This window comes from Reyranella sp., from assembly GCF_004297265.1.
Classification (GTDB): domain Bacteria; phylum Pseudomonadota; class Alphaproteobacteria; order Reyranellales; family Reyranellaceae; genus Reyranella.
This window is the reverse complement of record NZ_SCUT01000054.1, coordinates 161759-188343: the sequence shown is the minus strand read 5'-3', so window position 1 is coordinate 188343 and position 26585 is coordinate 161759. Positions and strand designations below refer to the sequence as shown.

General features: G+C 66.2%; 25 protein-coding genes. 13 read left to right on the top strand and 12 right to left on the bottom strand.

The window, feature by feature from the left end; all coding sequences use genetic code 11:
• Positions 1-40 precede the first annotated feature (40 nt).
• Both EPO41_RS24760 and EPO41_RS24755 read right to left on the bottom strand, forming a co-directional pair.
• Positions 41-757: an alanyl-tRNA editing protein gene (locus tag EPO41_RS24760; protein WP_296331246.1), complete on the bottom strand. Its 717-nt coding sequence runs from the start codon at positions 755-757 to the stop codon at positions 41-43.
• 48 nt (positions 758-805) lie between these two features.
• The gene (locus EPO41_RS24755) at positions 806-1636 is read right to left on the bottom strand and encodes an AraC family transcriptional regulator (protein WP_296331244.1); all 831 of its coding nucleotides are present in this window, start codon (positions 1634-1636) and stop codon (positions 806-808) included.
• Between the two features lie 125 nt (positions 1637-1761).
• On the opposite strand from EPO41_RS24755, the gene EPO41_RS24750 reads away from it, so the two are divergent.
• Positions 1762-1989 carry an antibiotic biosynthesis monooxygenase gene (locus EPO41_RS24750; RefSeq protein WP_296331241.1) on the top strand — a complete coding sequence of 76 codons (228 nt, stop codon included), beginning with the start codon at positions 1762-1764 and terminating at the stop codon, positions 1987-1989.
• Here the strand turns inward: EPO41_RS24750 and eno are convergent.
• On the bottom strand, positions 1986-3263 hold the full coding sequence (gene eno / locus EPO41_RS24745) for a phosphopyruvate hydratase (RefSeq protein ID WP_296331239.1): 1278 nt from the start codon (positions 3261-3263) through the stop codon (positions 1986-1988). The two genes, EPO41_RS24750 and eno, sit on opposite strands and share 4 nt — an antisense overlap.
• A gap of 120 nt (positions 3264-3383) precedes the next feature.
• Here eno and nthA point away from each other — a divergent pair, with 120 nt between their 5' ends.
• The 3 genes from nthA to EPO41_RS24730 are packed head-to-tail and all read left to right on the top strand — an operon-like array spanning position 3384 to position 4986.
• Positions 3384-3980: a nitrile hydratase subunit alpha gene (gene nthA / locus EPO41_RS24740; RefSeq protein WP_296331237.1), complete on the top strand. Its 597-nt coding sequence runs from the start codon at positions 3384-3386 to the stop codon at positions 3978-3980.
• Between the two features lie 15 nt (positions 3981-3995).
• Positions 3996-4613, top strand: a complete 618-nt coding sequence (gene nthB / locus EPO41_RS24735) for a nitrile hydratase subunit beta (protein WP_296331234.1) — start codon at positions 3996-3998, stop codon at positions 4611-4613.
• 4 nt (positions 4614-4617) lie between these two features.
• Complete coding sequence (locus EPO41_RS24730; protein WP_296331231.1) at positions 4618-4986, top strand: nuclear transport factor 2 family protein; 369 nt, start codon at positions 4618-4620, stop codon at positions 4984-4986.
• Positions 4987-5097: 111 nt separating this feature from the next.
• On the opposite strand, the gene EPO41_RS24725 is transcribed toward EPO41_RS24730, so the two are convergent.
• A complete protein-coding gene (locus EPO41_RS24725; protein WP_296331229.1) occupies positions 5098-6015 on the bottom strand; it encodes a LysR family transcriptional regulator in 918 nt (305 codons plus the stop codon).
• A 125-nt stretch (positions 6016-6140) separates the two neighbouring features.
• Between EPO41_RS24725 and EPO41_RS24720 the strand changes: the two genes are divergently transcribed.
• Complete coding sequence (locus EPO41_RS24720; RefSeq protein ID WP_296331337.1) at positions 6141-7115, top strand: tripartite tricarboxylate transporter substrate-binding protein; 975 nt, start codon at positions 6141-6143, stop codon at positions 7113-7115.
• A 13-nt stretch (positions 7116-7128) separates the two neighbouring features.
• A complete protein-coding gene (locus tag EPO41_RS24715) occupies positions 7129-8205 on the top strand; it encodes a tartrate dehydrogenase (protein WP_296331227.1) in 1077 nt (358 codons plus the stop codon).
• Between the two features lie 85 nt (positions 8206-8290).
• Here the strand turns inward: EPO41_RS24715 and EPO41_RS24710 are convergent, their stop codons facing one another.
• From EPO41_RS24710 to tpiA, 5 genes are all read right to left on the bottom strand, one after another.
• Complete coding sequence (locus EPO41_RS24710) at positions 8291-9208, bottom strand: peptidoglycan-binding domain-containing protein (RefSeq protein WP_296331224.1); 918 nt, start codon at positions 9206-9208, stop codon at positions 8291-8293.
• 1 nt (position 9209) lies between these two features.
• Positions 9210-9962 (bottom strand): hypothetical protein, encoded by a 753-nt coding sequence (locus EPO41_RS24705; RefSeq protein ID WP_296331221.1) that lies wholly within the window; start codon positions 9960-9962, stop codon positions 9210-9212.
• A 60-nt stretch (positions 9963-10022) separates the two neighbouring features.
• Complete coding sequence (locus tag EPO41_RS24700; protein WP_296331218.1) at positions 10023-11654, bottom strand: CTP synthase; 1632 nt, start codon at positions 11652-11654, stop codon at positions 10023-10025.
• Between the two features lie 98 nt (positions 11655-11752).
• Positions 11753-12160, bottom strand: coding sequence for a preprotein translocase subunit SecG (gene secG, locus EPO41_RS24695; protein ID WP_296331216.1), 408 nt, complete (start codon positions 12158-12160; stop codon positions 11753-11755).
• A 51-nt stretch (positions 12161-12211) separates the two neighbouring features.
• Positions 12212-12967, bottom strand: coding sequence for a triose-phosphate isomerase (gene tpiA / locus EPO41_RS24690; RefSeq protein ID WP_296331214.1), 756 nt, complete (start codon positions 12965-12967; stop codon positions 12212-12214).
• A 140-nt stretch (positions 12968-13107) separates the two neighbouring features.
• Here tpiA and EPO41_RS24685 point away from each other — a divergent pair, with 140 nt between their 5' ends.
• The 5 genes from EPO41_RS24685 to EPO41_RS24665 all read left to right on the top strand — a co-directional run bounded on the left by EPO41_RS24685 (position 13108) and on the right by EPO41_RS24665 (position 19149).
• Positions 13108-15036, top strand: coding sequence for a peptidylprolyl isomerase (locus EPO41_RS24685; RefSeq protein WP_296331212.1), 1929 nt, complete (start codon positions 13108-13110; stop codon positions 15034-15036).
• A gap of 10 nt (positions 15037-15046) precedes the next feature.
• Entirely contained in the window at positions 15047-16579 is a 1533-nt protein-coding gene (gene trpE, locus EPO41_RS24680; protein WP_296331211.1) for an anthranilate synthase component I, read from the top strand.
• Between the two features lie 99 nt (positions 16580-16678).
• Positions 16679-17491 (top strand): enoyl-CoA hydratase/isomerase family protein, encoded by an 813-nt coding sequence (locus tag EPO41_RS24675; protein WP_296331210.1) that lies wholly within the window; start codon positions 16679-16681, stop codon positions 17489-17491.
• Between the two features lie 13 nt (positions 17492-17504).
• Positions 17505-18257 carry an SDR family oxidoreductase gene (locus tag EPO41_RS24670; RefSeq protein ID WP_363247492.1) on the top strand — a complete coding sequence of 251 codons (753 nt, stop codon included), beginning with the start codon at positions 17505-17507 and terminating at the stop codon, positions 18255-18257.
• A gap of 13 nt (positions 18258-18270) precedes the next feature.
• On the top strand, positions 18271-19149 hold the full coding sequence (locus tag EPO41_RS24665; RefSeq protein WP_296331205.1) for a TauD/TfdA family dioxygenase: 879 nt from the start codon (positions 18271-18273) through the stop codon (positions 19147-19149).
• 29 nt (positions 19150-19178) lie between these two features.
• Here the strand turns inward: EPO41_RS24665 and EPO41_RS24660 are convergent, their stop codons facing one another.
• The gene (locus EPO41_RS24660) at positions 19179-21638 is read right to left on the bottom strand and encodes a hypothetical protein (protein WP_296331203.1); all 2460 of its coding nucleotides are present in this window, start codon (positions 21636-21638) and stop codon (positions 19179-19181) included.
• A 279-nt stretch (positions 21639-21917) separates the two neighbouring features.
• On the opposite strand from EPO41_RS24660, the gene EPO41_RS24655 reads away from it, so the two are divergent.
• Positions 21918-23102, top strand: coding sequence for a hypothetical protein (locus EPO41_RS24655; RefSeq protein WP_296331201.1), 1185 nt, complete (start codon positions 21918-21920; stop codon positions 23100-23102).
• A 266-nt stretch (positions 23103-23368) separates the two neighbouring features.
• Here EPO41_RS24655 and EPO41_RS24650 read toward each other — a convergent pair whose 3' ends face one another.
• Positions 23369-24394, bottom strand: a complete 1026-nt coding sequence (locus tag EPO41_RS24650) for an aldo/keto reductase (protein WP_296331198.1) — start codon at positions 24392-24394, stop codon at positions 23369-23371.
• 138 nt (positions 24395-24532) lie between these two features.
• Between EPO41_RS24650 and EPO41_RS24645 the strand changes: the two genes are divergently transcribed.
• Positions 24533-25504: a MerR family transcriptional regulator gene (locus EPO41_RS24645; RefSeq protein ID WP_296331195.1), complete on the top strand. Its 972-nt coding sequence runs from the start codon at positions 24533-24535 to the stop codon at positions 25502-25504.
• Here EPO41_RS24645 and EPO41_RS24640 read toward each other — a convergent pair.
• Entirely contained in the window at positions 25485-26573 is a 1089-nt protein-coding gene (locus EPO41_RS24640) for a hypothetical protein (RefSeq protein ID WP_296331193.1), read from the bottom strand. The genes EPO41_RS24645 and EPO41_RS24640 overlap by 20 nt on opposite strands.
• Positions 26574-26585 lie beyond the last annotated feature (12 nt).

Here is a 26585-nt window from a genome sequence, read left to right as displayed (position 1 = left end):
TTGCCCGCCGACAACTGCAGGGCACGGGCGCGAAGTCGCGCTAGTTCTTTTCCAGGGCGATCCGCACTCGCCTGTTGTGGCGGCCCTTGTTGTCGATCTTGAGGATGCGGACCGGCGGCGAATTGCCGGTCGAGGCGAGATGTGTGCCGCCGCACGCCTGACGATCCAGCCCGACGATCTTGACGACCCGGATCTTGCCGTCCGGCGTCGGCGGCGGTGCGACCGAACGGCTGCGGATCAGGCCGTGCTCGGCCTGTGCCTCGTGCATCGGCACGTAGACGAAGTTCACCGCAAGGTCCTCACGGATCGTCTCGTTGATCGGGCCTTCCAACGCGCGCAGCCGGTCGTTGTCGGCGCCCGGCAGGTCGAAATCCATACGGGCACTGCCGTCCTCGGCCATCTGCACGCCGGTCACCAGCGCCCCGTCGAACGCCTTGAACACGAGCGCGTTCAGGATGTGCGTCGCGGTGTGGAGCTGGCGCATGGTCAGGCGAAAATCCGCATCGACGGCGGCTTCGAGCGCGCCGCTCACCTCGGCTTCGGTATCGAGCAGGTGCCATAGCTTGCCAGCCGAGGCTTCGAAACCCGTGACCTTCGCCTCGCCGCCCTGCCAGCGGATGACGCCGCGATCCGCGAGCTGGCCCCCGCCGCCCGGATAGAACGGCGACCGGGAAAGAACGATCTTGCCCGGCCGCGCGTCGACGACCTCGGTCTCTATGGACAGCGTTTCGGGCTGCTCATGACAAAACAGATGCATGACGACATCGTAGGAAGATGCCTGGTGGGCGTATTGGCGAAAATTGCTTCAGGCCGCCGCGGCGCGGGCGAATTGCAGCGGCGTGATGCCGTAGCAGCGCTTGAAGTTCTTGTTGAGCGCGCTCTGGTCGTAGAAGCCGACGGCTGTCGCGACCTCGGCCAGCACCGGTGCGCGCCGCAGCTGGCGGCAGGCCATGCCGAGCCGCACCTGCGTGAGATAGGCGTGCGGCGTCAGGCCGGTCATGCGCTTGAACAGGCCGATGAGCTGGAAAGTGGTGAGCCCGACGCTCGCCGACAGATCCTCAAGACGAAGGTTGCTGGCATACTCCGCCCGCATCCGCTCGATCGCCCGTGCCAGCAGAAGTCGGTCGCGCCGTGGCGCCTTGAGATGACGGCGGCCGCTGCCGTGGCGCTTGAACAGCGTGCCGAACGAACCGACCAGCAGCTCGCGCTCCCGGAAGACATCGCGTCCCGCTTCCAGCGCTACGTGCATCGTGTGGAAGATGTCGATCAGGTCGCGATCGGCAAAGGTGTTGCGCGTGAAGTACGGGACCTCGTCGACCCCGAGTTCGTCGGCCATCCGGTCGAGCGCGATCCGGCTCAGGTAGAGCGAGCGGTACTGCCAGCGCTCGCTGCGCCCCATCCACCCTCCGTGCGGTTCCTCGGGGTTGAACACGAACAGCGTCGCCGGCGTGCAGTCCTGCAACTCGCCCCGGCTCTTCACCACCGAGCCGCCCTGCTCGGTGACGGCAATCACCAGGGCCTCATGGGTGTGCTGCGGATATTCGTGCGTCGTGAAATCGGCGCGCATCAGGCTGAGGCCGCTCAGATGACGGTCCCACCAGTATTCCGTCGAATTGTTCGGATCGACACGCGGCATGGCAATTTTTACCAATAGCGCTGCGTGCCGCGCCACTACCCTGCGGCCATGATCGCCCGAACCTGGCGCGGCCGCGCGACGGCCGCAATGCCCCCGCCTACGCCAAGCATTTTACAGACACAGTGGTGCCGCAACTCAAGGCCCTGACCGGGCATCGCGGTGCCTGGCTGCTCCGTCCCAAGACGGGTGACGAGGTCGAACTCGTCGCCCTGACTCTCTGGGACTCACGCGCCTCGATCGAGGCCTTCGCGGGTTCCGATATCGACCGCGCCCATGTCCAACCACGGGCGCGCGCCGTGCTGTCGTCGTTCGACGACGTCGTCGACCATTACGAGGTCGTCTACGGCGACTAGCCGCGCAGGATCGACGTCCCGGCGTAGCGGGCCTGGGTGCCGAGCTGCTCCTCGATGCGCAGGAGCTGGTTGTACTTGGCCAGGCGGTCCGACCGCGACAACGAGCCGGTCTTGATCTGGCCGCAGTTGGTGGCGACGGCGAGGTCGGCGATGGTCGCGTCCTCGGTCTCGCCCGAGCGGTGGGACATGACCGCGCCGTAGCTGGCATTGCGCGCCATGGAGACGGCCTCCATCGTCTCGGTCAGGGTGCCGATCTGGTTCACCTTGACCAGGATCGCGTTGGCGAGCCCGTCCTTGATGCCCTGCTCCAGGCGCTTCGGGTTGGTGACGAACAGGTCGTCGCCGACCAGCTGGATCTTCTTGCCGAGCTTGTCTGTGATGGCCTTCCAGCCCTTCATGTCGTCCTCGGCCATGCCGTCCTCGATCGACACGATCGGGTAGCGCTTCACGAGATCGGCATAATAGTCGACCATGCCGGCGGCATCGAACGACTTGCCCTCGCCTTCCATCTCGTACTTGCCCTTCTTGAAGAACTCGGTCGAGGCCGGGTCGAGCGCCAGCATCACGTCCTCGCCGGGCTTGTAGCCGGCCTTCTCGATCGCCTTCATGACGAAGGACAGCGCTTCGTCGGCCGTCGCGAGGTTCGGCGCGAAGCCGCCCTCGTCGCCCACGTTGGTGTTGTGGCCTGCATCATGGAGCTGGCCGCGCAGCGCGTGGAAGACCTCGGCGCCCATGCGCAGCGCATCGGCGAAGCGGTCGGCCTTCACCGGCATGATCATGAATTCCTGGATGTCGATCGGATTGTCGGCATGGGCGCCGCCGTTGATGATGTTCATCAGCGGCACCGGCAGCACCGAGGCCTGGCTGCCGCCGACATAGCGGTAGAGCGGCAGGCCGCTCTCCATGGCCGCGGCCTTGGCGACCGCGAGCGAGGCGCCGAGGATCGCATTGGCGCCGAGGCGGCCCTTGTTCGGCGTGCCGTCGAGCTCTATGAGCGCCCGGTCGATCTTGATCTGCTCCAGCGCGTCGAGGCCCGACAGCAAGTCCATGATCTCGCCGTTGACGGCAGCGACCGCCTTCAGCACGCCCTTGCCGCCGTAGCGCTTCTTGTCGCCGTCGCGCAGTTCGACCGCCTCGTGTGCGCCGGTCGAGGCGCCGGACGGGACGGCTGCGCGGCCTATCGCGCCGCTGTCGAGTTCGACTTCGACTTCGACGGTGGGATTGCCACGGCTGTCGAGGATTTCGCGGCCGCGGACTTCGGCGATGGCGCTCATGAGAAAAACTCCTGTTGGGCGCGGCCTGTCTAGCCCGCGTGGGCGGCGGGGAGCAAGTGACGCAATGGCGCGCGCTTCCTATACTGCCCGGCGAGAATTGCCGCCGCCTGGGAGAAAACAATGCCTGACCAGACCCATCACCATCAGGCCGCCGCCTCCGTCGAGGCGCGGACCGACGCCATCGAGGCCGCCTTCCAGGAGCGCGGCATGGAGCCCGCCAACTTCATCCGCGAGTTCAAGCATCTCGCCGAGGAGGAATGGGTGCCGCAGAACGGGGCGCGCGTTGTCGCCAGGGCCTGGACCGATCCCGCCTTCCGCGAGCGCCTGTTCGCCAACGGCCGCGCCGCCGTGGCGGAACTCGGTCTCTCGATGCCGCCGCATCACCGGCATCTGGTCGTGCTGGAGAACATGCCGAGCGTCCACAACGTGATCTGCTGCACGCTATGCTCGTGCACCGCGTTCTCGATCATCGGCCTGCCGCCGGACTGGTACAAGGACCTGGAATACCGCGCCCGCATCGTGCGCCAGTCGCGCACCGTGCTGAAGGAGATGGGCCTCGACCTGCCGGCCGACATGGAGATCCGGGTCTGGGATACGACGGCCGACACACGCTACATGGTGCTGCCGGTTCGGCCCGCCGGCACCGAGGGCTGGTCCGAGGAGAAGCTCGCCGGCCTGGTCACCAAGGATTCCATGATCGGCGTGTCGCGCCTCTAGGATCGGAGAAACACCATGGACGGCATGCACGATCTCGGCGGCAAGCAGGGCTTCGGCCGTGTCCGCTATTCGCTCCGCGCCCAGACCTTCCACGAGCCGTGGGAGAAGCGGGTCAACGCGCTCTACTCCCTGGCGGTGAAGCTCGGCATCTTCAACATGGACGAGTACCGCCACGCCATCGAGCGCATGGAGCCGCGGCACTATCTCTCGGCCAGCTACTACGAGCGCTCGCTGACCAGCCTTGCCACCCTCTGCGTCGAGAAGGGCATCGTCACCCACGAGGAGCTGGAACGCCGCGCCCAGGGCGCCTTCCCCCTCGCCTCGCCCAGCGCTCCCGGCCGAGCCAATGTCGCCACGCGCGAGACCCTGAAGGTCGGCGACAAGGTCAGGGTGAAGACCGATTACGTCCCCGGCCATGTCCGCATGCCGGGCTACATCCGCGGCAAGAGCGGTGTCGTGGTCGGCGTGTCGCCGCCCTACCCGTTCCCCGACGCCCACGGTCACGGGATCGAGGCCGACGAGGAACCAACCTACGACGTGCGCTTCGATGCACGCGACCTGTGGTCGGACTCGGCCGACCCGGCGTTCGTCCATGTCGGCGTCTTCGAGAGCTACCTCGAACGCGCGAAGTAGCGCGATGCCTGCCGACGCCATCCGGCAGGTTCTCGCGGCAAAGGCGGATGCAATGGTGCGCCGGTCAGCCGAGACGCTGACCGCGCTGCTCCACGACGACTTCATCTACGTCAATGCCGGCGGCACGCGCTTCGACAAGCTGGGTTATATCGAGACTTACTGCACATCCGGCAAGGTCGTGTTCCATGAGCAGGAAATCGACGATCTCCTGGTCGGCGAGTTTCCCGGCTTCGCCGTCGCAACGCTGACAGTGCGCGACCGCTTCAACGCCGGAGGGCGCGAAGTCCTGGCGACCTATCGTTCGCTCTGCGTCTTCACCGATGCCAACGGCAAGTGGCTTTGGGCGGCCGGCCAGACAATGCCGACGTCATGAAAGGCCAGTCCGGGCGGCTTAAGCAGGCTCAGTGGAGCGCGCCACTCCAGTGGCGCAATCATGATCATGGGCGCCACTGGAGTGGCGCGCTCCGTTGATAGATCGCCTCTCTCACGCACCCGCCCCGTAGCGCGGCAGGCGCAGGCGTAGCATGTCGAGCATCTCGTCGCGCAGCGGGTCGCGGGCGTTGCGCAGCCAGGCGGCGGCCATCGGCAGCAGGTCGAGGGCGTTAGCCTCGCGGGAGGCGAGCGGGACGAAGCGGACGCCCGCCATGCCGAGCCGCGAGGCCCAGCGCGGCACGATAGCCAAACCCAATCCCGCCGCGACCAGCTGGACGATGGTCTGCTTCTCCTCGGCGATCTGCGACACGCGGGGACGCAGGCCGGCGCGCTGGAACAGCTTGATCGTGAGGTCGTGGCTGTGGGGCCGCGAGCTGCGGTCGGGCACGATCATCGGCTCGTCCGCCAGCGCCTCGATGGACAGGCGGCGCCGGCCCGCGAGGCGGTGCCGCGACGGTATGGCGACGACCGGCGTCTCGTGGAAAAGCATCATCGTCTCGATGCGCCTGTCGAGCCGCGCGGGCGGACGGATAAAGGCAACATCGAGCCGGCCCGACAACAACTTCGGCACCAGGCGGACGGTTTTGTCCTCGACCAGCTGCACGGCGACCGCGGCGCGCTGCTCGCGGAAATCGTGCAATAGCGGCGGGATCAAACCGGCCGCCGCCGTGTCGATCGCGCCGACCCGGATGAGGCTACGGGATTGACGACGTCCGCGCTCGCGTACCTCGGCCGCCAGCGCATCGGCCCTCGCCAGCAGCGCACGGGCGTCGTCGACGAAGGCGGCACCGTCCTGCGACAGCATCACGTTGCGCGTGGTGCGCAGCAGCAGGGACGTTCCCAGCGAGGTCTCCAGAAGACGGATGTCGCGGCTCAGCGCCGACGGCATCATCTCGAGCCGTCGCGCCGCCCGGCCGAAATGCAATTCGTCGGCCACGGCCACGAAACAGCGAAGCTGATGCAGATCCATAACGGCGATTATATCAGAAATTTGTATAATCCAGCGCCAATTGCCGCCCTCCGCCGACGGACGTAAAGAGGCGGCAAATCAAGAATCCAAGGGAGTGAACCGTGAGCTTTCTACGTCGTGCCCTGCTGACCTGCGCCGCAGCCGCCACCTGCCTCGCGTCGTTCGCCGTGGCCGGAACTGCCGCCGCGCAGGCCTATCCCAACAAGCCGGTGACGCTGATCGTGCCGGCCGCGGCCGGTGGCCCCACCGACACGGTGGCGCGCCTGATCGCCGAATCGATGACAAAGACCTTCGGCCAGACCGTCGTCGTCGAGAATGTCGGCGGCGCCGGCGGCACGATCGGCATGGCGAAGGTCGCCCGGGCAGCGCCCGACGGTTACACGATCGCCGTCTGGCACATCGCGCAGGCCACGGCCCCTGCCCTCTATGACGGCCTCAAGTATGACGTCGTGAGCGATTTCGACCATCTCGGCCGCATCACCGACGTGCCGATGACACTCGTCTCCAAGGCGGGTCTGCCGCCCAAGGACATCGCCGAAATCGTCGCCTGGATGAAGGCCAACCAGAGCAAGGCGACCTACGGCCATGCCGGCATCGGCTCGGCCTCGCATCTCTGCATGCTGATCCTGATGAAGGAGCTGGGCATCAAGATGGAGGGCGTCGGCTATCGCGGCACCGGGCCGGCGATGAACGACCTGATCAGCGGTACCTTCGACGTGATGTGCGACCAGACGACCAACACGACCGGCCATATCAAGGACGGACGCATCAAGGGCTACGCCGTCACTACCAAGGCCAAGGTCTCGTCCGTGCCCGAATTGCCGACCTTCGACAGCGGCACCCTGCCCGGCTTCGAGGTTTCGGCCTGGCACGCGCTGTGGGCGCCGAAAGGATTGCCGAAGGACGTCACGGACAAGCTCGTGGCGGCGCTCAAGGTCGCGCTGAAGGACCCCAAGGTGCTCGAGCGCTTCGCCGGTCTCGGCACGGAGCCCGTCGCGGAGGCGCAGGTCAGCCCGGAGGCGCTCAAGGGCTATCTCGAATCCGAAGTGAAACGCTGGGACGCCGTGATCAAGGCGGCCGGCGTCAAGGCCAGCAATTGATCCGGATATCCTGATGAAGACCTACAAGATCGCAGCCATTCCCGGCGACGGCATCGGCACCGAAGTCGTGTCGGCGGGGGTCGAGGTGCTGGAAGCTATTGCCCGCCGAGAGGGCAGCTTCGCCTTCGAGATCGACCATTTCGACTGGGGCGGCGACTATTACAAGAAGCACGGCCGCATGATGCCGCTGGACGGACGCGAGCAGATCGCCAAACACGATGCGATCCTGTTCGGGTCGGCCGGGCATCCGGACATTCCCGACCATGTCACCCTGTGGGGCCTGCGGCTGGCGATCTGCCAGCCCTTCGACCAGTACGCGAACGTCCGCCCGACGCGCGTGCTGCCGGGAATCACCTCGCCGCTGCGCCACGTGAACGGCAACGAGCTCGACTGGGTGATCGTGCGCGAGAATTCCGAGGGCGAATATTCCGGCGTCGGCGGCCGCGTCCACCAGGGCTCGCCGATCGAGGCGGCGACCGACGTGTCGATGTTCACGCGCGCCGGTGTCGAGCGCATCCTGCGCTTCGCCTTCAGGCTCGCGCAGTCGCGGCCGCGCAAGCTCCTCACCGTCGTCACCAAGTCGAACGCCCAGCGCCACGCCATGGTGATGTGGGACGAGATCGCCAACGAGGTCGCGGCCGAATTCAAGGACGTCACCTGGGACAAGATGCTGGTCGATGCCATGACCATGCGCATGGTCATGAAGCCCGGCAGCATCGACACGGTGGTGGCGACCAACCTCCACGCCGACATCCTGTCGGACCTCGCCGCCGCGCTGGCCGGTTCGCTGGGCATCGCACCGACCGCCAACCTCAATCCCGAGCGAACCTTCCCCTCGATGTTCGAGCCGATCCATGGCTCGGCCTTCGACATCATGGGCAAGGGCGTGGCCAATCCCGTCGGCACCTTCTGGTCGGCGGTTATGATGCTGGAACATCTCGGCGAACCGGCCGCCGCCGGGCGCCTGATGAAGGCCATCGAACGGGTGACGGCCGACAAGCGCTTCCACACGCCCGATCTCGGCGGCGCGGCGCGGACGATCGACGTCACGAAAGCCGTGATCGAGGCGATCCACGGCGCGAATGCTTAAGGTGAGATAGTCGTCATTGGAGCGCGCCACTCCAGTGGCGCTCATGATTCATGATTGCGCCACTGGAGTGGCGCGCTCCAATGAATCAGCGCCAGGCGCTCTTCAGCGCCTGGTCGGTCTTCCACTTCTCGACCGCGGCGACATCGTCGCAGGTGAAGGCCTGCGGGTTCTTGCGCGGAGTGCCTTCGATCCAGGCGAAGACCAGGCACTGGCCGTAGGTCTTGTCGCCTTGCTTCGTTTCGAACTTCACTTCCGTGGCGGTCGCGGCGCCCGCCTTGGCGTCGCCATAGTCGTCGATCACCGGCGTGATCTCGCCGATGGTGCGGCCGGCCGCCTTGTTGTCGGCGTACCATTTGGCGAATTCCGCGAACTGGTCGCCGGCCACGCCCTTGCCGTCCGCGGCGACATAGGCCTTGAGGTCGCGCACCAGCGCCTGCGCCGCCGCATTGGCTTTCGGCTCGGCGGCCTTGCGGCGCTCCGCCAGACGGGCCTGCATGGCCTTCAGCGTATCGGCATTGGAAGGCTGCGCAGGCGCCAGCGGAACCGGCGTGGCGGTCTGCGGCGGCGGCGATTCGAGCCGGCGGATCGGGGCGCGCGCCGCCTCGGCATTGAGTTGGGCGGCTTCCTGCGGCGTCAGCTTGCCGACGGCCGGCGTGTTGCGCCCCTTCTGCCAGTCGCCGATCGCCTTCACCGTGGCTTCGGACTGCAGGTTGCCGTCGATCGGACCGTTGTACTTGTCGAGCGTGCGCAGCGACTCCTGGATCTTCCTGCGGTCGGCCTCGGGACTGTTCAACACCGTGGTGTAGTCGGGCGCGGGGGCCGGCCGGGCCGCGGCGACGGGCGCCGGGGCATGAGGGGCTGGCGCGGCGGCGCCCCCGCCTCCTCCGCCGGACGCGCAGGCGCCGGGATTCTGGAAGCAGCGTTCGACCTCACTGGCGCTTTGCGCCGAGGCGACGGCCGGTGCCACGAGCACCAGGCCGATCAGGGCCATGGCGAGACGCATTTCAGAGGCTGCCATAGGTGTTGGCCGCGAGTTGCGCCGGCAGGCCGATCACCATGGTCACGGGCTGGCCACGTCCGGTCTGGCCCCGGGCGATGATGTGGTCGTTGGGCGCGCCGGTCTTGCTTTCGTACGTGCCGCGGCCGGCGAACTTGCCGCCGAAGCAGGACAGTGAAAATTGCCCGCTGCCGGGAGTCTCGTTGGTCATGGTGCCGTTGCACACCTGCTCGCCGCGCGGATTGTCCACCGTGAAGGTGACGGAGCGATCCCGGCCGATCAGCGCACCGTAGCGCACCAGCCCGTTCAGCCGCGCGACGTTGCCGCGATCGTCGCGGTAGAAGATCGAGGCGGGACCATAGGCGTCGTCCGGCATGGAGGATTTCGGGACGACATAGGTCTCGTCGCTGATGACCACCTGGCACCGGCAGTCGACGCCGTAGTTCTCGCCCAGGGGCCCGAGCTCCTGGAGGCGCCGATTGCAGTTCGACAGAGCGATCTGCTGCACCTCGCTCTCGCTCTGCTGCCCGCGCGTGTAGGCGTCGGCATAGAGGAAGGCGCATTGCTTGGGCATCGGGATCGCCACGACCTTGTGGCTGGCCGAATTGGTCTCGGTGTTCACCCAGTAGCGATTCGCCATCTCAGCGAAGCGCAGGAAGAGGGGATCACGCCGCTCGGCCTTGCCGTAGGACGACTGCGCCCAGGCATTCGAGCCGAGCGTGAGGACGGCGAGCGTGACGAGCGCGGCAATACGGACCATGACGGCAATTCACCTGAGAAAGGTGACGGAAATGCGACCCGGCCGCGGCCCCGTCCCTTCCTAGACGAGGCGACTCTGTGTCTTGGCGGCGCCGATGAACGAGGTGAACAGAGGATGCGGCGCGAAGGGCCGCGATTTCAGTTCGGGATGGTACTGGACGCCGATGAACCAGGGATGGTCGGGAATCTCGACGATCTCGGGCAGGATGCCGTCGGGCGACATGCCCGAGAAGCGCAGGCCCACCTGCTCCAGCCGGTCCTTGTAGTTGACGTTCACCTCGTAGCGATGGCGGTGCCGTTCGCTGATCACGTCCTGCCCGTAGATCTCGTGGACCTTCGTCCCCGGCCGCAGATGCGCCGGGTAGGCGCCAAGGCGCATCGTGCCGCCCATGTCACCGTCCGCGGAGCGCTTCTCGAGCTGGTTGCCCTTCATCCACTCGGTCATCAGGCCCACCACCGCATGGTCGGTCGGACCGAACTCGCTCGACGAGGCCGTCTCGATGCCCAGCAGGTTCCGCGCCGCCTCGATCACCGCCATCTGCATGCCGAAGCAGATGCCGAAGAACGGCACCTTGCGCTCGCGGGCAAACTTCACCGCGTGGATCTTGCCCTCTGTGCCGCGCTCGCCGAAACCACCGGGCACCAGAATGCCGTGGACATGCTCCAGATGGCTGACGGCGTCGTCGCGCTCGAAGATCTCGGAGTCCATCCACTCGAGGCCGACCTTCACGTTGCTGCCGAAGCCGCCATGGGTCAGCGCCTCGGAGAGCGACTTGTAGGCGTCGAGAAGCACCGTGTACTTGCCGACCACGGCGATAGTGACCTTGCCCTCGGGCTCGCGCACCGAGCGCACGACGCCGCGCCAGCGGTCGAGATTGGGCTCCTCGTCGGCCGGCAGGCCGAAATAGCGGCAGACTTCGCGGTCGAAGCCGCGTTCGTGATAGGCGATCGGAACCTGGTAGATCGTGTCGACGTCGCGGGCCTCGATCACGCGCTCCGGCTTCACGTTGCAGAACAGGGCGATCTTGCGCTGCTCGTTGGCCGGGATCTCCTTGTCGCCGCTGCGGCAGACCAGCAGGTCGGGCTGGATACCGACGCTGAGAAGCTCCTTCACCGAGTGCTGGGTCGGCTTGGTCTTGAGCTCACCGGCCGTCGGAACCCAGGGAAGCAGGGTGAGGTGCACGTACATCGTGCGCTCGCGGCCGAGCTCGTTGCCGACCTGGCGGATGGCCTCGAGGAACGGCAGGCTCTCGATGTCGCCGACCGTGCCACCCACCTCCACCAGGACGAAATCTTCCTTGTCCGTGTCGGCAAGGACGAAATCCTTGATGGCGTCGGTGACGTGCGGGATCACCTGGACGGTTGCGCCGAGATATTCGCCCCGCCGCTCCTTGGCGATCACGGTCGAATAGATGCGGCCCGTGGTGATGTTGTCGCTCTGGCGGGCATCGACGCCGGTGAAGCGCTCGTAGTGCCCGAGGTCCAGGTCGGTTTCCGCCCCGTCGTCGGTCACGAAGACCTCGCCGTGCTGGTAGGGGCTCATCGTCCCTGGATCGACGTTCAGATAGGGGTCGAGCTTGCGCAGCCGGACCTTGTAGCCGCGCGCCTGCAGCAGCGCGCCGAGCGCCGCCGAGGAAAGACCCTTGCCAAGCGAGGAAACCACGCCGCCCGTTATGAAAATAAAGCGCGTCATGGGCTTACAGCATACAAGCGCTTGCGGAGCGCAGCCATGGGGATATCGCCCCGCCGGAGACAATTCGGCGGAGGGAGGAAGCTGGTTTCATGTGGGCCTTAGCGGGTCGGAGCGGCCGGTTGCGCCGGTGCGGCGGGAGCCGCTGGCGCAGGCGCCATGCCACCGCTGCTTGGGCCGCCGCTGCCTGGAGCGGGAGCGGCCGGCGCACCCGAGCCGACCGGCGCGCGGTCCATGATGGACCTCGTGGCACGAACCGGATCGGTCATGCTCCACGCCATGATGAGGCTCAGGACGAAAAAGATGCTCGCGAAGATCGCGGTCATGCGCGACAGCACGTTGGCCTGGCCCCGCACCGAGAACAGCGCGTCCGACCGGCCGCCCATGCCCAGGCCGCCGCCTTCGCTGCGCTGCAGGAGAATCACGATGATCATCGCGCTGGTCACACCGACATGGATGACGAGCAGCACGAGGCGCCATTCGTGGAGGAAGTGTCTTACGGCGTCCATTTTCGTCCAGCGCTAGGAGGGCATCTTCGCAAGCGGGCGCTTCTAGCCCCTTTAGGCGGCCTTGGCGATAGCCAAAAATTCGGCGGCGTTGAGGCTTGCGCCGCCCACGAGGGCGCCGTCGACGTCGCCTGCGGCCAGAAGCTCGACGGCATTGCTGCCCTTCACCGAGCCGCCGTAGAGCAGCCGCACCGCGGCCGCCTCGCCGGTCAGCCCAGCCAGCACACCGCGAATATGCGCGTGAGCTGCGGCAACCTCGGACACGGTCGGGGTCTTTCCGGTACCGATTGCCCAGACCGGCTCATAGGCCACGACCAGATTGGTACCCGTCGCGCCTGGAGGCACGCTTCCGCCCAGCTGGGTCTCGAGCACCGAGAGGGTGTCGCCGGCCTCACGCTCGGACAGGGTCTCGCCGATACAGACGATCGGCACCAGTCCGGCGCGCCAGGCCGCTTCGGCCTTGGCCCGCACGATCGCATTGGTCTCGCCGCAGTCGGCGCGGCGCTCGGAATGCCCGACGATGACGTGGCTGGCGCCGGCATCCTTCAGCATCTCGGCGGACACGTCGCCGGTATGGGCGCCGCTCGCCTTGGCGTGGCAGTTCTGGCCGCCGACCAGCAGCCCGCTTCCCCTGGCGGCGTCGGCAACGGCCGCGATCAGCGTCGCCGGCGGGCAGACCAGCAGCTCGCGGTCGCTCCAGCCGGCCTGCTTCACGCCGGCGGCAACATCCCTGGCGAGGGCGAGGGCATCGGCCTTGAGACCGTTCATCTTCCAGTTGCCCGCGATCAGCGGCCGCCTCGTACGCGCCATCGAATTCCCCTTCCCGTCCGGTCCATCGTGCCCGAGGCGTATCTAAAGGTGGTGGCGTTTGCGGTCAAAGGCCGCTTGGTTGCCTGTCCATGGGGCCGGTGGTAGGCATGGCGCCCCGTCAAGAACCCCCTGTCTGGCCCGTGAATCAGTTCCGCAAGTACGCCCGCTACATCGTTCTCTCCATTCTCTTCGGCATGCTGATCATCAGCTTCGGCCTGTGGGGCGTCGGCGACATGCTGAAGGCGGTCGGGCGCAGCACCGAAGTCGCGCATGTCGGCGGCACGAAGATTCCCCTCTATGGGTGGGTCGGCGGCGCTCCCGTCTATGCCAGCGAGGTCCGCGAGCAGTTCAATCGCCAGCTCGAGGCGATCCAGCGCCAGACCGGCCAGCGTCCCGAACAGGAACAGGCGCTGCGCTACGGCCTGCACGTGCGCGCCCTCGAAGAGGTCATCCAGAGGGCCGTGCTCGACTATGCCGTCCAGGAATTCGGCCTGATCATCAGCGACGAGGAAGTCCGTGCGGTCATCGCGCGTAATCCGGCCTTCCAGGGCACCGGCGGCTCGTTCGATCCCCTGCTCTATCGCAACCGCCTGCAGCAGGCCCGCATCAGCGAGGCGCAGTTCGTGGTCGACATGCGCCGCGAGATCGCCGCCAGCCAGCTGTTCGGCGTCGTGCGGGCAGACGGTCTCGCGCCGGTGTCGCTGCGCAACGACATCTTCAAGCTCGAGAGCGAGAAGCGCACGGCCGAGACGATCTACATTCCCGACGCCATCGTCGTCGACGTGCCGAAGCCGACGCCGGAGCAGCTCAACGCCTATTTCGAGGCCAACAAGGCCAAGTTCCAGGTGCCGGAGTTCCGCGCCTTTTCCTACGTCATGATCACGGTCGACGACGTGCAGAACCAGGTGGCCGTCACCGCCGATGCCGTGCGCCAGGAATACGAGGCGCGGACCGCCGAGTTCGGCACACCTGAGAAGCGCGACGTCGACCAGGCGATGACCGACACCGAGGACAAGGCCAAGGCGATCATCGCCGCCGTCCAGGGCGGCAAGTCGCTCGAGGACGCCGCCAAGGAAGTGACCGGCAACGCCGACGGCGTGATCAAGCTCGGCCCGGTGACCAAGAAGGACCTGCCGCCCGGTCCGCTGGCCGACGGTATCTTCGGCCTGCCGGAGGGCATCGCCGCCGCGCCGATCCAGTCGCCGCTCGGCTGGCACATCGTGCGCATCAACAAGATCGAGGCCGGCAAATCGGTGCCCTTCGAAGAGGTCAAGGAGAAGCTGGAGAAGGACCTGAAGGCGCAGCAGGCGCCCGACCTCCTGATCAAGCTGGTGACCGACTTCGAGCGCGTACTGGGCAGGACGCAATCGATGAAGGCTGCCGCCGAGGACATGGGCCTCAAGGTCCGGACCTACGAGAACGTGGATGCACGCGGCCAGGACGCCGCCGGCAAGCAGGTCGTGATCGGCCCGGCATCCGCCGAACTCGTGCAGGCGGCGTTCGCCACCCGCGAGAGCGCCGAGAGCGAGCTGCTGGAAACACCGCGCGGCGAGTATTTCATCGTCCGCACCGACCGCATTACGCCGGCTCGCTCGCCGGCGCTCTCCGAGGTCGAAGCCAAGGTCACGGATGCCTGGCAGGCCGAGGAGCGCCGCAAGCTGGCCGACGCGAAGGTCAAGGAAGCGGTCGAGAAATCCAACAGCGGCACCGATTTCGTGGCCCTGGCCAAGGAACTCGGCCTGGAGGCGCGGATCACCAAGCCGGTCACCCGCTTCGAGGCCGATGCCGGAAACTATCTCAGCCAGCCGGTCGTGCAGGAGCTCTTCAAGCTCGCGCCGGACAAGACGCAATCGGTGCGGACCGGCGATGGCAGCGTGCTGGTGCGCGTCAAATCCGTCGAGCCGCCGGATCTCGCCAAGGACAAGGACCAGCTCGATCGCTTCGGCAAGCAGCTCGACACGATGGTGGCCAACGACCTGATCCTGCAGCTCGTCGCAGCGCTTCGCGCCAAATATGGCGTCACCGTCGACGAGGCCGCCTTCCAGGCGACCTTCGCGACCCAGCAATAGAAGACTTCCCATGTCGATCTCGCCCGACTTCGACGCCTTCGCGGCGCGCTATGACTCCGGCACACCGCAGGTCGTCTCGACCAAGCTCGTCGCCGACCTCGAGACGCCGGTCTCGGCCTATCTCAAGCTGGCCGACGGCCGCGCCAACTCCTTCCTCCTCGAATCGGTCGAGGGCGGTTCGGTGCGCGGCCGCTATTCGATCATCGGCTTCAAGCCCGACGTCGTGTGGCGCTGCCGCAAGGGCCAGGCCGAGATCAACCGGCGCGCCCAGGCCGATTCCCATGCCTTCGAGAAGCTCGAGGGCCGGCCGCTGGAGACGCTGCGCGTCCTGATCAAGGAGTGCCAGATGGACCTGCCGCCCGGCCTGCCGCCGATGGCGTCGGGCCTGTTCGGCTTCCTGGGCTACGACATGGTCCGCGACATGGAGCGGCTGCCCGACACCAATCCCGACCCGATCGGCCTGCCCGACGCGATCATGGTGCGGCCGACCCTGATCTGCATCTTCGACCGGCTGGAAGACAACGCGACCCTGGTCACGCCCGTCTGGCCGCAGGCGGGGACCAGCGCACGCGCCGCCTACGAGGCCGCGCAGGAGCGGCTGGCCGATGCCGTTTCCGACTTCGAGCGCACCCTTCCCTTCCGCCGCGACAGCGCCGACGACCTCGACGCCCTGCCCAAGCCGCAGGCCAACATGTCGAAGGAAGATTTCAAGAAGATGGTCGAAACCTGCAAGGAGTACATCCGCGCGGGGGACGCCTTCCAGATCGTGCCGTCGCAGCGCTTCTCGCTGCCGTTCAAGCTACCGCCGCTGTCGCTCTACCGGGCGCTGCGCCGCATCAACCCCTCGCCGTTCCTGATCTTCTTCGACTATGGCGACTTCCAGATCGTGGGTTCTTCGCCCGAGATCCTGGTCCGGCTGCGCGACAATATCGTCACCATCAGGCCGCTCGCCGGCACGATCCGCCGCGGCGCCACGCCGGAAGAGGACAAGCAACTCGCCGAGAAGCTCCTGGCCGATCCCAAGGAGCACGCCGAGCATCTGATGCTGGTCGATCTGGCGCGCAACGATGTCGGCCGTGTCTCCAGGATCGGCTCGGTGCGGGTCGTCGAGCAATTCACGATCGAGAAGTACAGCCGCCTCCAGCACATCAGCAGCCATGTCGAGGGCACGATCGAGGATGGGCTCGACGCAATCGACGTGCTGAAAGCGGGCTTTCCCGCCGGCACCCTGTCCGGCGCCCCCAAGGTGCGGGCGATGGAGATCATCGACGAGGTCGAGCCGGTTCGGCGCGGCATCTACGCAGGCTGTGCCGGCTATTTCGCGGCCAACGGTTCGATGGACACCTGCATCCTGCTGCGCACGGCGCTGGTTAAGGACGACGTGATGTACGTCCAGGCGGGCGTCGGTGTCGTCGCCGATTCAGACCTCGAGGCCGAATACCAGGAGAGCGTTCTCAAGGCGCGCGCGCTGGTCGATGCCGCCGAGGAAGCCGTGCGCTTCGCCAGCGCCGGCCAGTGGAGCGCCGGCAACACGCGGCGCTGACCTCGGCGCTTTCCTGCCCTTGTCGGATTTCTCGATGCGGACCGGGGCCTTGGGGCGTCCGCTTGCCGTGCTAACCTCCCGCGCAACGGAGGAAAGCCCATGTCCGACTGGCAAAACCGCTACCAGCGCCTGCTGTTCGATCGCCCGCATCCCAAGGTGCTGCGGGTCACGATGAACCGGCCCGAGAAATACAATGCGACGGACGCGATCATGCATCGCGAACTGGTCGACGTGTGGCGCGACATCGACGGCGACGACACGGTCAACTGCGTGATCATCCAGGGCGCGGGCGGCAAGGTGTTCTCCGCGGGCGGCGACTTCGACATCATCGAAAAGAACATGAAGGATCACAACGCGCTGCTGCGTACGTGGAAGGAAGCGCGCGACATCGTCTACAACGTGATCAATTGCTCCAAGCCGATCGTCAGTACCATGCGCGGCCCCGCTGTCGGCGCGGGCCTCGTCGCCGGCATCCTGGCCGACGTGTCGATCGCTTCGAAGAAGGCCCGGATCATCGACGGCCATACCCGCCTCGGCGTCGCCGCCGGCGACCATGCCTGCATCGTCTGGCCCCTGCTCTGCGGCATGGCCAAGGCCAAGTACTACCTGCTCCTCTGCGAGGCGATCGACGGCCAGGAAGCCGAGCGCATCGGCCTGGTCTCGCTCTGCGTCGAGGACGACCAGCTCGAAGCCAAAGGGTTGGAGGTCGCGACCAAGCTGGCCGAAGGCGCGCAGACCTCGATCCGCTTCACCAAGTACGCGCTGAACAACTGGCTACGCATGATGGGCCCGACCTTCGACACCTCGCTCGGCCTCGAAATGCTGGGCTTCGTGGGGCCGGACGTGAAGGAAGGCCTCGCCTCTCACCTGGAGAAGCGCAAGCCGAAGTTCGATCCCTATTCGCCGCTCTGACACGGAGGCGATGATGCGCGGACTCGAAGGAAGGAACGTCATCGTGACCGGCGGTGCCGGCGCGATCGGCAGCGCGATCTGCCGCCGCTTCGCGGGCTACGGCACCCGCGTCGGCGTGTTCGACAAGAACCTCGACGGCGCGAAGAAGGTCGCGGACGAGATCAACGGATATGCGTCCGGTGTCGACATTGTCGACTATGCGGCCGTCGGTGAGGCGATCGCCGACTTCGAACGCAAGGTCGGGCCGACCGATATCCTGGTGAACAATGCCGGCTGGGACCGCTTCGCCAACTTCGTCGACACCACGCCCGATCTCTGGGACCAGCTCATCGCCATCAACCTGCGCGGGCCGCTCAACATGAGTCATTTCGTGCTGAAGGGCATGGTGGCGCGCGGCGGCGGCCGCATCGTCAACATCGCCTCGGATGCGGGCCGTGTCGGCTCCTCGCAGGAAGCCGTCTATTCTGCCTGCAAGGGCGGCATCATCGCCTTCACCAAGACCGTGGCGCGCGAGGTCGCGCGCAAGGGCATCACCCTGAACGCCGTCTGCCCCGGCCCGACCGACACGCCGCTGCTGGCGGCCGTCGCGGGCGACGATGAGCGCGGCCAGAAGGTTCGCGCGGCTCTCGTGGGCGCCATCCCGATGAAGCGCGTCGGCCAGCCGGAGGATATTCCGGGCGCCGTCTGCTTCCTCGCCAGCGACGATGCGGGCTTTATCACCGGCCAGACGATCAGCGTCTCCGGCGGCCTCACCATGCATGGATGAAGGAGCCTTCCCGATGACCGACCTGTGGATCCAGCCGACCGGTGCCGCCCTTGCCGCCGACGTGCACGGTGTCGATCTCTCGAAGCCCGTCGGGGACGAGGTCTTTGCCCAGATCGCCGAGGCCTGGGGCAAGCACCTGGTGTTGCGCTTTTCCGGGCAGAAGCTCGACGACCGCATGCTGATGCAGTTCAGCGCCCGCTTCGGCGAGCTCGACAGGGTACCGATCTCGGCCGCCAGCCTCGACCGCGCGGATTCCGACGTGATCGACGAGGCGCGCGAATGGGTGGCCGTCATCGCCAGCGTCAAGACAGACGGCAAGGCGGTCGGTAGCCTCGGCAGCTACGAGCTCGTCTGGCACACGGACATGTCCTACAACCCCCTGCCGCCCCGCGCGTCCCTGCTCTATGCGCTCGAGGTGCCGCCCGATGGCGGCAATACCGGCTTCCTCAACATGTATGCGGCCTACGAGACGCTGTCGCCCGAGCTGAAGCGCGCGATCGAGGGCAAGGTCTGCATCCATGATTCCAGCCGCAACTCGGCGGGCGAGCTGCGCAAGGGATTTCAGCGCACGATCGACGTGCGCCATACGCCGGGCGCCGTGCATCCCCTGGTCCGTCTGCATCCCGTCACCGGCCGCAAGGCGCTGTTCCTCGGCCGCCGTCCCGGCGCTTACATCCATGGCCTCGAGGTCGAGGAGAGCGAGGCACTGCTCGACGCGATCTGGGCCCATGCCACGCAGGAGAAGTTCGCCTGGTACCAGAAGTGGCGCGCCGGCGACCTTGTCATGTGGGACAATCGCTGCGTCATGCACCGCCGCGATGCCTTCGACGAGAACCTGCGTCGGCTCATGCACCGCACCCAGATCGTGGGTGAAGCGGTCCTGGCGGGCTGAAACCGCCAGCGCGCTTTCCCCGCCGCCGATCAGGCGAAGAGGAAGTCCGATGCGAGGATGTTGGCCTCCGCAACTCCCATCAGCGTGATCGCACTGGTCGTTGTTCCCTCGGTATGGAACAGCGTCGTCGAGGTCGAACCGCCGCCAGCATCCCATTCGTGCATCGTGAAGTCCGAGAGCGAGTGGATCGTGCCGATCGCTCTGAAGTCGATCTTGTCGGTGTGCCCACCGAAAAAGAAGATCGTGTCGGCTCCCCAGACGATGTCGGTGTAGACGTAGCGGTTCGCGCCGGCTTCCCCGATCAGCGTATCGTTGCCGGCACCACCGGTCAGGACGTCGTTCCCCTCGCCGCCGGCAATGTGGTCGCTGGCCCAGCCACCGGTCAGAATGTCGTCGCCGCCCCAGCCGTAGATGAAGGTGTCGACGGTGTTGCCCGCCGCATTGAGACTGTCACCGCCCTGTACCGACCCTTGCACCCATTCGATCGAGGCCGTCGTCATGTTCAGCGTCAGGCCGCCGGTGGACCAGACGAAGAGCGAGTCGAAGCCATCGCCGCCATCGATCAGGTTGTCGCCGCCCTCTTCGATCAGGACGTCGTCACCCGCCTGGCCGCGCAGGACATCGGAGCCGGCACCACCGATCAGCGTGTCGTTGCCGGCACCGCCGAGCAGGTTGTCGTTGCCCTCACCGCCGTTGAGATAGTCGGCGAACGCCGATCCCGTGATCGTGTCGTTGCCGTTCATGCCGTAGATGTAGACGCCGACGGTCTGGGCCGCGGCCGTGAAGACATCGTTGCCGTCGTTGCCGTGCACCCATTCAATCGAGGCCGCCGCCATGTCGAGGGTCACGGCGTCGGCGGTCTGCACCAGCGCCGAGTCGAAACCGTCGCCGCCGTCGATCGAGGTGTCGGCGGCATCGACCAGCAGGCTGTCGTCGCCGTCGCCACCGGACAGTTCGTCGGCGCCGAGTCCGCCGGCCAGCATGTCGTTGCCGGCATTGCCCACGAGCACGTCGTCGCCTGCGAAACCATAGAGCTGGTCGTTGCTCTTGCCGCCGGTCAGCGTGTTGTCGCCGGAGTCGCCGATCAGGGTGTTAGGCCCCGAGCCGCCCGTCAGGTTCTCGATGCCGTCGTAGGTGTCGGCGGCATAATAGTCGACCTTGGCATAGTGGGCGGTGAGATCGGCATAAACCACGCCCGTACGGTCCGCATAGGACGCGGTGTCAATACCGTCGCCGCCGTGCAGTTCGTTCTTCCAGCCGAACCCCCCGCTCAGGATATCGTCGCCTATCCCGCCGTAGAGGATGTCGTTGCCGATCCCGCCGTCGATCGTATCGTTGCCGTCATTTCCCCAGATCGTGTTGTTGAGATCGTTGCCGATGATCGTGTCGTTACCGGAGCCGGCCTTCAGGGAGCCGATCTCCGATCGCTTGTCGTCCTGATAGAGCAGGCTGTTGTAGACATTGCCCTGGGCCTGATATTCCGGCGATCCTTCGGGCGCCGCGGAATTCAGGTCGGCGAGCTGGCTGTTCGAGAAGCGGAGCCACTTCCCCGGCCGCATGTCGTCGTACTGGTCGTCGCTGAAATTGCTGAGATCGAAGGTGGTGTCGGCGCCTTGCGTCCACACGGTGGTGAAGATCTTCTTCGTGGCCGTGGGGCCGGTATTGGGAGCCTCCTCGCCATTGATGTATTGCCTGCCGTCGGTATCCCAGGTGTAGGTGTCCTGGACCGCCGGCTTGACGTCGGTCTTGCCCTTGTCGAAGTTGGCGCCGTACATCGCCTGCAATGCCGCGATGTCGTACATCATGTAGCTGGAGACGGATGAGCCGGACGGCGCGGTCGTGTTGGCGTTCACGCTCACCTCGCCGCTGAGGAACGACGAGTAGGTCATCACCGTGAATTCGATGTCGTTCCGGTCGGCGGCAATGGGGCCGTTGGGATAGAGTTCGAATGGGTGCTTCAGGCCGAGCGCATGCCCCATCTCGTGGATGACGGTGGCGAAGGAGTCTTCCCCGTACAATTGGTCCGTTTCGAATTCGCCATTCTTGCCGAGATATACGTCCCCGGACGAATTCATGATCGAATTGCCCGGATAGTTCATTGGGTAGCTGGCGTGCGATCCACCCTCGTTGCCGACAAGACTGCCCGCACCGGCAATCCTGAACGAGGCATCCGGCGTGTTGCTCAGGTCGAAGGTGAGGCCGGTGTAGGAGGCGATGAGCTTGAAACCAATGACCGCCGCGGCCTGCTGATTATCGTCAGTCGGCTTGAAGGCGGCGAGGCCGCTTGGATCCTGGTAGTTGTCCGGATACTGATCCTTGTCGGTGGGGAAAAAATAGGTGAACGTCGTTGCCGGCGTGGTGCCCTCGACATCCGAGGTCCAATAGTGATCCGACAGGAGCGCTCGAACGTTGGGGTCGACGACCGTGTAGGAATTGAACGTACCCGCAAAATTGCCGCCCTTGGTGACAGGCGAATCCGAAGTGGCCATTCCCCAATACCTCCAACACACGCGTCGACCGGGGAATTGTACCTATAGTCCCCGGCGACTGCAGCAATGGCACGGATCGATGATGAGAATATTGAACGTAGTCTCTTCCGATAGGTGGAAGGAGACTGGCAGGCTGGAGACACGAACACGCACTCGTGCAGGGCTGGCATGGTAACCGTCATATTTCCTCTGCTTCTCGCTGCTGGATTTCTGCTTGTTCCTGTCGCGGCCTTCGCCGCCCCCGATGCGGCGCAGAAGGCGGCGATCTGCGCCCAACGCGTGACCTGTAAAGTCGAGAAAACGTACGAGGCTGGCCGGTCACCGGCAGACACGCCTCTTTCGGTCGTCGAGATTCGGCTGGGTCTTGCCGACAAACCCAAGGACCAGGACGAAGGCTGCATCAACGGCAACGGGCGGGACGGCGGCGTCGAATATTGGCTGCTGGATGGCACGGCGATGCCGAAGCAAGTGCTGCAACTCTGCAACGACGGCTACGGCATGGCCGGGGTTGGCGAGGACGAGGTCGAGGTCGGGCCCAACCGGCTCGTTCATCGCCAATCCGGCGGCTCTTCGTGGCGCTGGTCGATGGAGGTCACCTATTCGCTGTCGCCCTTCCGCGCCCTGACGGAGCAGGATTGCAGCTACCACAACGTCTCGGAGCAGAGCGGCACGCTGACCGACATCGATTACCGGACGCGGCTGGTGCGGGCGCTGGCCAAGGACAGCACCCGGCGCGATCCCGGCGTCGGCTGTCCGTCCTGGCCCAAGCCGTCGCAGGCCTTCGCCGCTCGCATTGATGCCGAGACCGTCGGTGCGTATCCCGTCGTGGCGCCGGGCCTGTCCGGCAAGGCCGCGATCCCGGCCGGGACGGCGCTCGGCAACTGCATTCCGGGCATGACGACCGCTGGCGACAATGGCTTCGTCGTCTGGGGCAAGCCCGCACCGGCCGATCAGGCGGCCGAGATCAGGACGATCGGCGTCGGCAGCAACACGCTGATTGTGCAAGTGTTCGATCCCGTCCCTGCCGCCGCACCACCGGCCGGCTCGTGGATCCATCAACCGCATCTGGAAATCTGGGTCGGCCAGAACGGCGAGGAGATCAACACGATGCTGCCGCTCGGCCAGATGACCCAGACCGGGGTCACGCTGGACGGCGCCGTCCATCGCGGCGTCGGCAAGCCGAACCCGCCGCCCAGTGTCGAGCGCTGGGCCTCCCGCGACGAGCGGGGTCGCCCGGTCGTGGTGCTGCGCCTCGTCTGGCCCCACGAATTCGCCCTGATCAACGGCGTAACGGTCGTCTACTCCCAGGCCGAGGCAGGCAAGCAGGCCCGCCTCGTCGCGACCGCCGGTTTCGCCGGCAACCGCCCGATCTACGTGCCGGACGTGCAGACATTGTCTGGCCGCCCCTCGACCTCGGACAGCGGCCTCTGCCGCGTTCAGCTCGGCGTTCTAGTTGCAAATTAATGACAGAAAACACAACCACCGTTGACGGCCGTGTTTCACGTTTCTTATGCTGAAAGCCGGTCAGGCGGACGTAAGCGGCGATCGTCACCCTGGCATAGAAACCCGGCAAGGGTCGATCGGGGGGAACGATGGCAAAGCCACTATGGCCGAACGTAAGCAACGTGCAATATCGCAACGAACGCCATGACCCGCTCGCGGGACGTGAGCGCGAGCGCTCTCGGGAACGCTGACCTCGATCCTTGTTCTGCCGAATCGCTGGCTTCAGGTCATCGGTCCTGTTTTCGACCCGGCATCTTCAGCGCACTCGCACGCCGTGCCGGCATAGGGTCCTCGAAGGCGCGCGGGTATCTATGCGGCCGCGCGGAGACATCGCTCAACTTCGCGAGCGCGTCGGCGGGCAGGCGCCAGCCGCCCGCCTGCAGCGTCTCGCCGAGCTGCTCGGCATTGCGGGCGCCGACGATGGCGCTGGTCATGAAGGGCTGGTCCATCACCCATCGCAGCGCCACCTCGGCCGGCGGCTTGCCGAGCTCCTTCGCCGTATCGAGCAGCGTCTGCAGGATCTCGCCGTGATTGGGCGCGAAGAACTTGCTCTGGAAGCCCCAGCCCTCGGCCGACCGGCTGCCCTGGACCTCGAGAGTACCCGGCGTGTACTTGCCGGCGAGGTAGCCGCTGCCAAGCGGTGACCAGGCCACGCAGCCCAATCCCTTGAGCTGCAGCGCCGGCACGATCTCCTCATCGATGTCGCGGACCACGAGACTGTATTGCGGCTGGTAGGCGGCAAAGCGCTCCCAGCCTCTCGTGTCGCTGATCCACAGCGCTTCCATCAGGCGCCAGGCCTCGAAATTCGAGCAGGCCGTGTAGAGGATCTTGCCATCGCGCACGAGATCGTCGAGTGCGCGCAGCATCTCCTCGAGCGGCGTCTGGTGGTCGACATGGTGGATGTAATAGACGTCGATGTAGTCTGTCTGCAGGCGCTTCAGCGAGCCTTCGATCTGCTGCTTGATGTGCAGCCGCGACATGCCCGAATCGTTGGGCCTGTGGCCCATCGGATTGAAGAACTTGGAGGCGATGATGGCGTCCTGGCGCTTGCCCTTCAGCGCCACGCCCAGCATCGTCTCCGATGTGCCGCCGACATAGGAATTCGCCGTGTCGAAGAAGGTGACGCCCGCGTCGAGCGCGGCATTCACCATCTTCGTGGCTCCGTCCTGGTCGGCGCCGTTGCCGAAGGTCATTGTGCCGAGGCAGATCTCCGAGACTTTCAGGCCGGCGCGGCCGAGATTGCGGTAGTCCATGCGCATCCTCCGTTGTCCGGCACCGAGCCTACGCCAGCCTGCGGTGACGCAGGAATGACCATGTCCGGAAAAGCCTGTTGACCCGGCCCCTGGGGCCGCCCTCATAGGACGAGCGGTCAACATCAAGCGAGGTCGATCGTGAGCGAATTCCTGAATGCATCCGACGCCGCCCGGCGTCTCGGCATTTCCATCAAGGCGCTGCGTCTCTACGAACAGCGCGGCCTGCTCGCACCAATCCGCTCCGACGCGGGCTGGCGGGCCTATGGGCCGGGGGATCTGGAGCGCGCCTCCGAGATCGTGACCCTGCGGGCGCTTGGCTTCAGCCTGGCCCAGGTGGCGCGCATCCTGAAAGGCGATGCGAGCGGCCTCGAGCCGGCGCTGGCCGCGCATCAGGGGGCGCTCGAAGCGCGCCTGCGGGAGCTCGTCGAGGCCATCGACGGCGTGCGGGCGCTGCGCGGCGACCTCGCGCACGGGGGTGCGCCGAGCGCTTCCGACCTCACGCGCATGCTGGCGCTCAGGCCCGGCCTCCACGTCGCGTTCGCGCTGCCCTGGCCCTGGGGCGGTGAGCCCTTCGAGCTGCGCGACATCCGTCCCCTCACCTACGTCACGGGCCCTCTGGGCAGCGGCAAGACACGGCTGGCGATGCGGATTGCCGACGAACTCGACGGCGCCTTCCTCGGCCTCGATCGCACGGCCGATCCGTCGCTGATGTCGACGATCGCGCCGACCGTCGCCCTGCTCGTACAGGACGGCGCGACCGACACGCCGGCGCTCAGAGCCCTTCTCACCGGCCTCGAAACAACGACGCCCGTGGTCGTCGATCTCGTCGAACAAGGCCTCGACAAGCCCACCCAGGAGGCGCTGATCGCCCTTCTGCGCCGCCGTGGCCCCGACGCGCCGCCGCTGTTCGTGATGACGCGCTCCTCATCGATCCTCGATCTCGATGTGCTCGGCCCCGACGAGACGGTGCTCTTCTGTCCGGCCAATCATGCGCCACCGTTCCGCGTCGCGCCCTATCGCGGCACGCCGGGTTACGAGGCCCTGGCCTCCTGCCTCGCCACGCCGGAAGTACGGGCGCGAACCGACAGCGTCATCGCCGTCCGGCGATGACCGGCTCCAACTTCGAGTACATGGCGTAGTGCCAGTAGGGTCCGCCATGATCGTCGAGGCCCATGATGTTGTCCTGCATGACATAGGTGAAGTCCTGCGGGGTCGCGGCAACGATCTCGACATTGCCCGGCAGGTTCCGGAGCACGGGATCGTTGTTGGGTCCGAACATGTGCAGCAGGTAGATCTTCCCAGCCGTGGTCGCCGCAATCGCGCGCAGGAGTTCGCTCGACACCCTGTCGACATACTCCGGCGCCGGTTCCGACCCGGCGCAATAGGCCGGATCGAATTTGCAATGCATCGGGATCGTGTCGAGCGCGAGCCGATTGCTCTTGTCGAGCCGCGCGCGGATCACCCTGTCTTTCGGATCGAGTGCGACCTCGGGAAAGGTCGAGGCCATCCAGTCGCGGATGCTGCGCAGCCGCGACGGCGCCGCCACATGGCGTTCCTTGTAATACTGGGCATAGCCCAGGACGACGACGTCGCCGGGGCGGATCTGCTCCTTGATCCGCTGCATCGTGACCAGCGCATTGGCCCAGGAATAACCGGCCAGCGCATGGACCTGCACGGAGGCGCCGGGAAAGGCTGCCTGCAGCAGAAACGCGAAGGTCTGCTGGTCGTTGACGCCGTCGCCGAAGACATAGGAATCGCCCAGGACGAAGATGCGGCGGGTCGCGTCAGCCGGCGCCTTGCCGGTGAACCTAGTTCCATCCGGATTGATCGTCACCACGGCGTCGAGATGTTCGATATTTCCCTGGCGCATGCCGCTGTAGCGGAAGACGTACCGCCCGGGATTGGCGCGATAGCCCTGTTCGGCATCCTGGGTGAAAAACCCGGCCGGCGACCGCGTCATGCGCCTGTAGGTCGCCGGGTCGGGAAACGATCCGGGAAACAGCCAGCTCAGCCCGGTCCGCAGCGCCAGCAGGATCGCGGGCTCCGACGGCGATCCGGGCAGAGCGGCGATCCTGTCCTTGTTGACAGCGTAGAGGAACGCCGAGGCGCCGATCTCCAGCGCGACCAGGACGATTGCCGCCAGGATCGCGTAGAAGACCGCCCTCTTCGGCGCACTCACGCGACCCCCGCC

Excerpts from the sequence above, each read along its gene's own strand:
- EPO41_RS24755 (WP_296331244.1), bottom strand. The coding sequence starts at position 1,636 with ATGCCGCGTGTCGATCCGAACAATTCGACGGAATACTGGTGGGACCGT.
- EPO41_RS24660 (WP_296331203.1), bottom strand. The coding sequence starts at position 21,638 with ATGGCCACTTCGGATTCGCCTGTCACCAAGGGCGGCAATTTTGCGGGT.
- EPO41_RS24650 (WP_296331198.1), bottom strand. The coding sequence starts at position 24,394 with ATGGACTACCGCAATCTCGGCCGCGCCGGCCTGAAAGTCTCGGAGATC.
- EPO41_RS24700 (WP_296331218.1), bottom strand. The coding sequence starts at position 11,654 with ATGACGCGCTTTATTTTCATAACGGGCGGCGTGGTTTCCTCGCTTGGC.
- EPO41_RS24760 (WP_296331246.1), bottom strand. The coding sequence starts at position 757 with ATGCATCTGTTTTGTCATGAGCAGCCCGAAACGCTGTCCATAGAGACC.
- nthA (WP_296331237.1), top strand. The coding sequence starts at position 3,384 with ATGCCTGACCAGACCCATCACCATCAGGCCGCCGCCTCCGTCGAGGCG.
- EPO41_RS24715 (WP_296331227.1), top strand. The coding sequence starts at position 7,129 with ATGAAGACCTACAAGATCGCAGCCATTCCCGGCGACGGCATCGGCACC.
- EPO41_RS24730 (WP_296331231.1), top strand. The coding sequence starts at position 4,618 with ATGCCTGCCGACGCCATCCGGCAGGTTCTCGCGGCAAAGGCGGATGCA.
- EPO41_RS24725 (WP_296331229.1), bottom strand. The coding sequence starts at position 6,015 with ATGGATCTGCATCAGCTTCGCTGTTTCGTGGCCGTGGCCGACGAATTG.
- EPO41_RS24670 (WP_363247492.1), top strand. The coding sequence starts at position 17,505 with ATGCGCGGACTCGAAGGAAGGAACGTCATCGTGACCGGCGGTGCCGGC.
- eno (WP_296331239.1), bottom strand. The coding sequence starts at position 3,263 with ATGAGCGCCATCGCCGAAGTCCGCGGCCGCGAAATCCTCGACAGCCGT.
- EPO41_RS24665 (WP_296331205.1), top strand. The coding sequence starts at position 18,271 with ATGACCGACCTGTGGATCCAGCCGACCGGTGCCGCCCTTGCCGCCGAC.
- nthB (WP_296331234.1), top strand. The coding sequence starts at position 3,996 with ATGGACGGCATGCACGATCTCGGCGGCAAGCAGGGCTTCGGCCGTGTC.
- EPO41_RS24705 (WP_296331221.1), bottom strand. The coding sequence starts at position 9,962 with ATGGTCCGTATTGCCGCGCTCGTCACGCTCGCCGTCCTCACGCTCGGC.
- EPO41_RS24710 (WP_296331224.1), bottom strand. The coding sequence starts at position 9,208 with ATGCGTCTCGCCATGGCCCTGATCGGCCTGGTGCTCGTGGCACCGGCC.
- EPO41_RS24675 (WP_296331210.1), top strand. The coding sequence starts at position 16,679 with ATGTCCGACTGGCAAAACCGCTACCAGCGCCTGCTGTTCGATCGCCCG.
- secG (WP_296331216.1), bottom strand. The coding sequence starts at position 12,160 with ATGGACGCCGTAAGACACTTCCTCCACGAATGGCGCCTCGTGCTGCTC.
- trpE (WP_296331211.1), top strand. The coding sequence starts at position 15,047 with ATGTCGATCTCGCCCGACTTCGACGCCTTCGCGGCGCGCTATGACTCC.
- tpiA (WP_296331214.1), bottom strand. The coding sequence starts at position 12,967 with ATGGCGCGTACGAGGCGGCCGCTGATCGCGGGCAACTGGAAGATGAAC.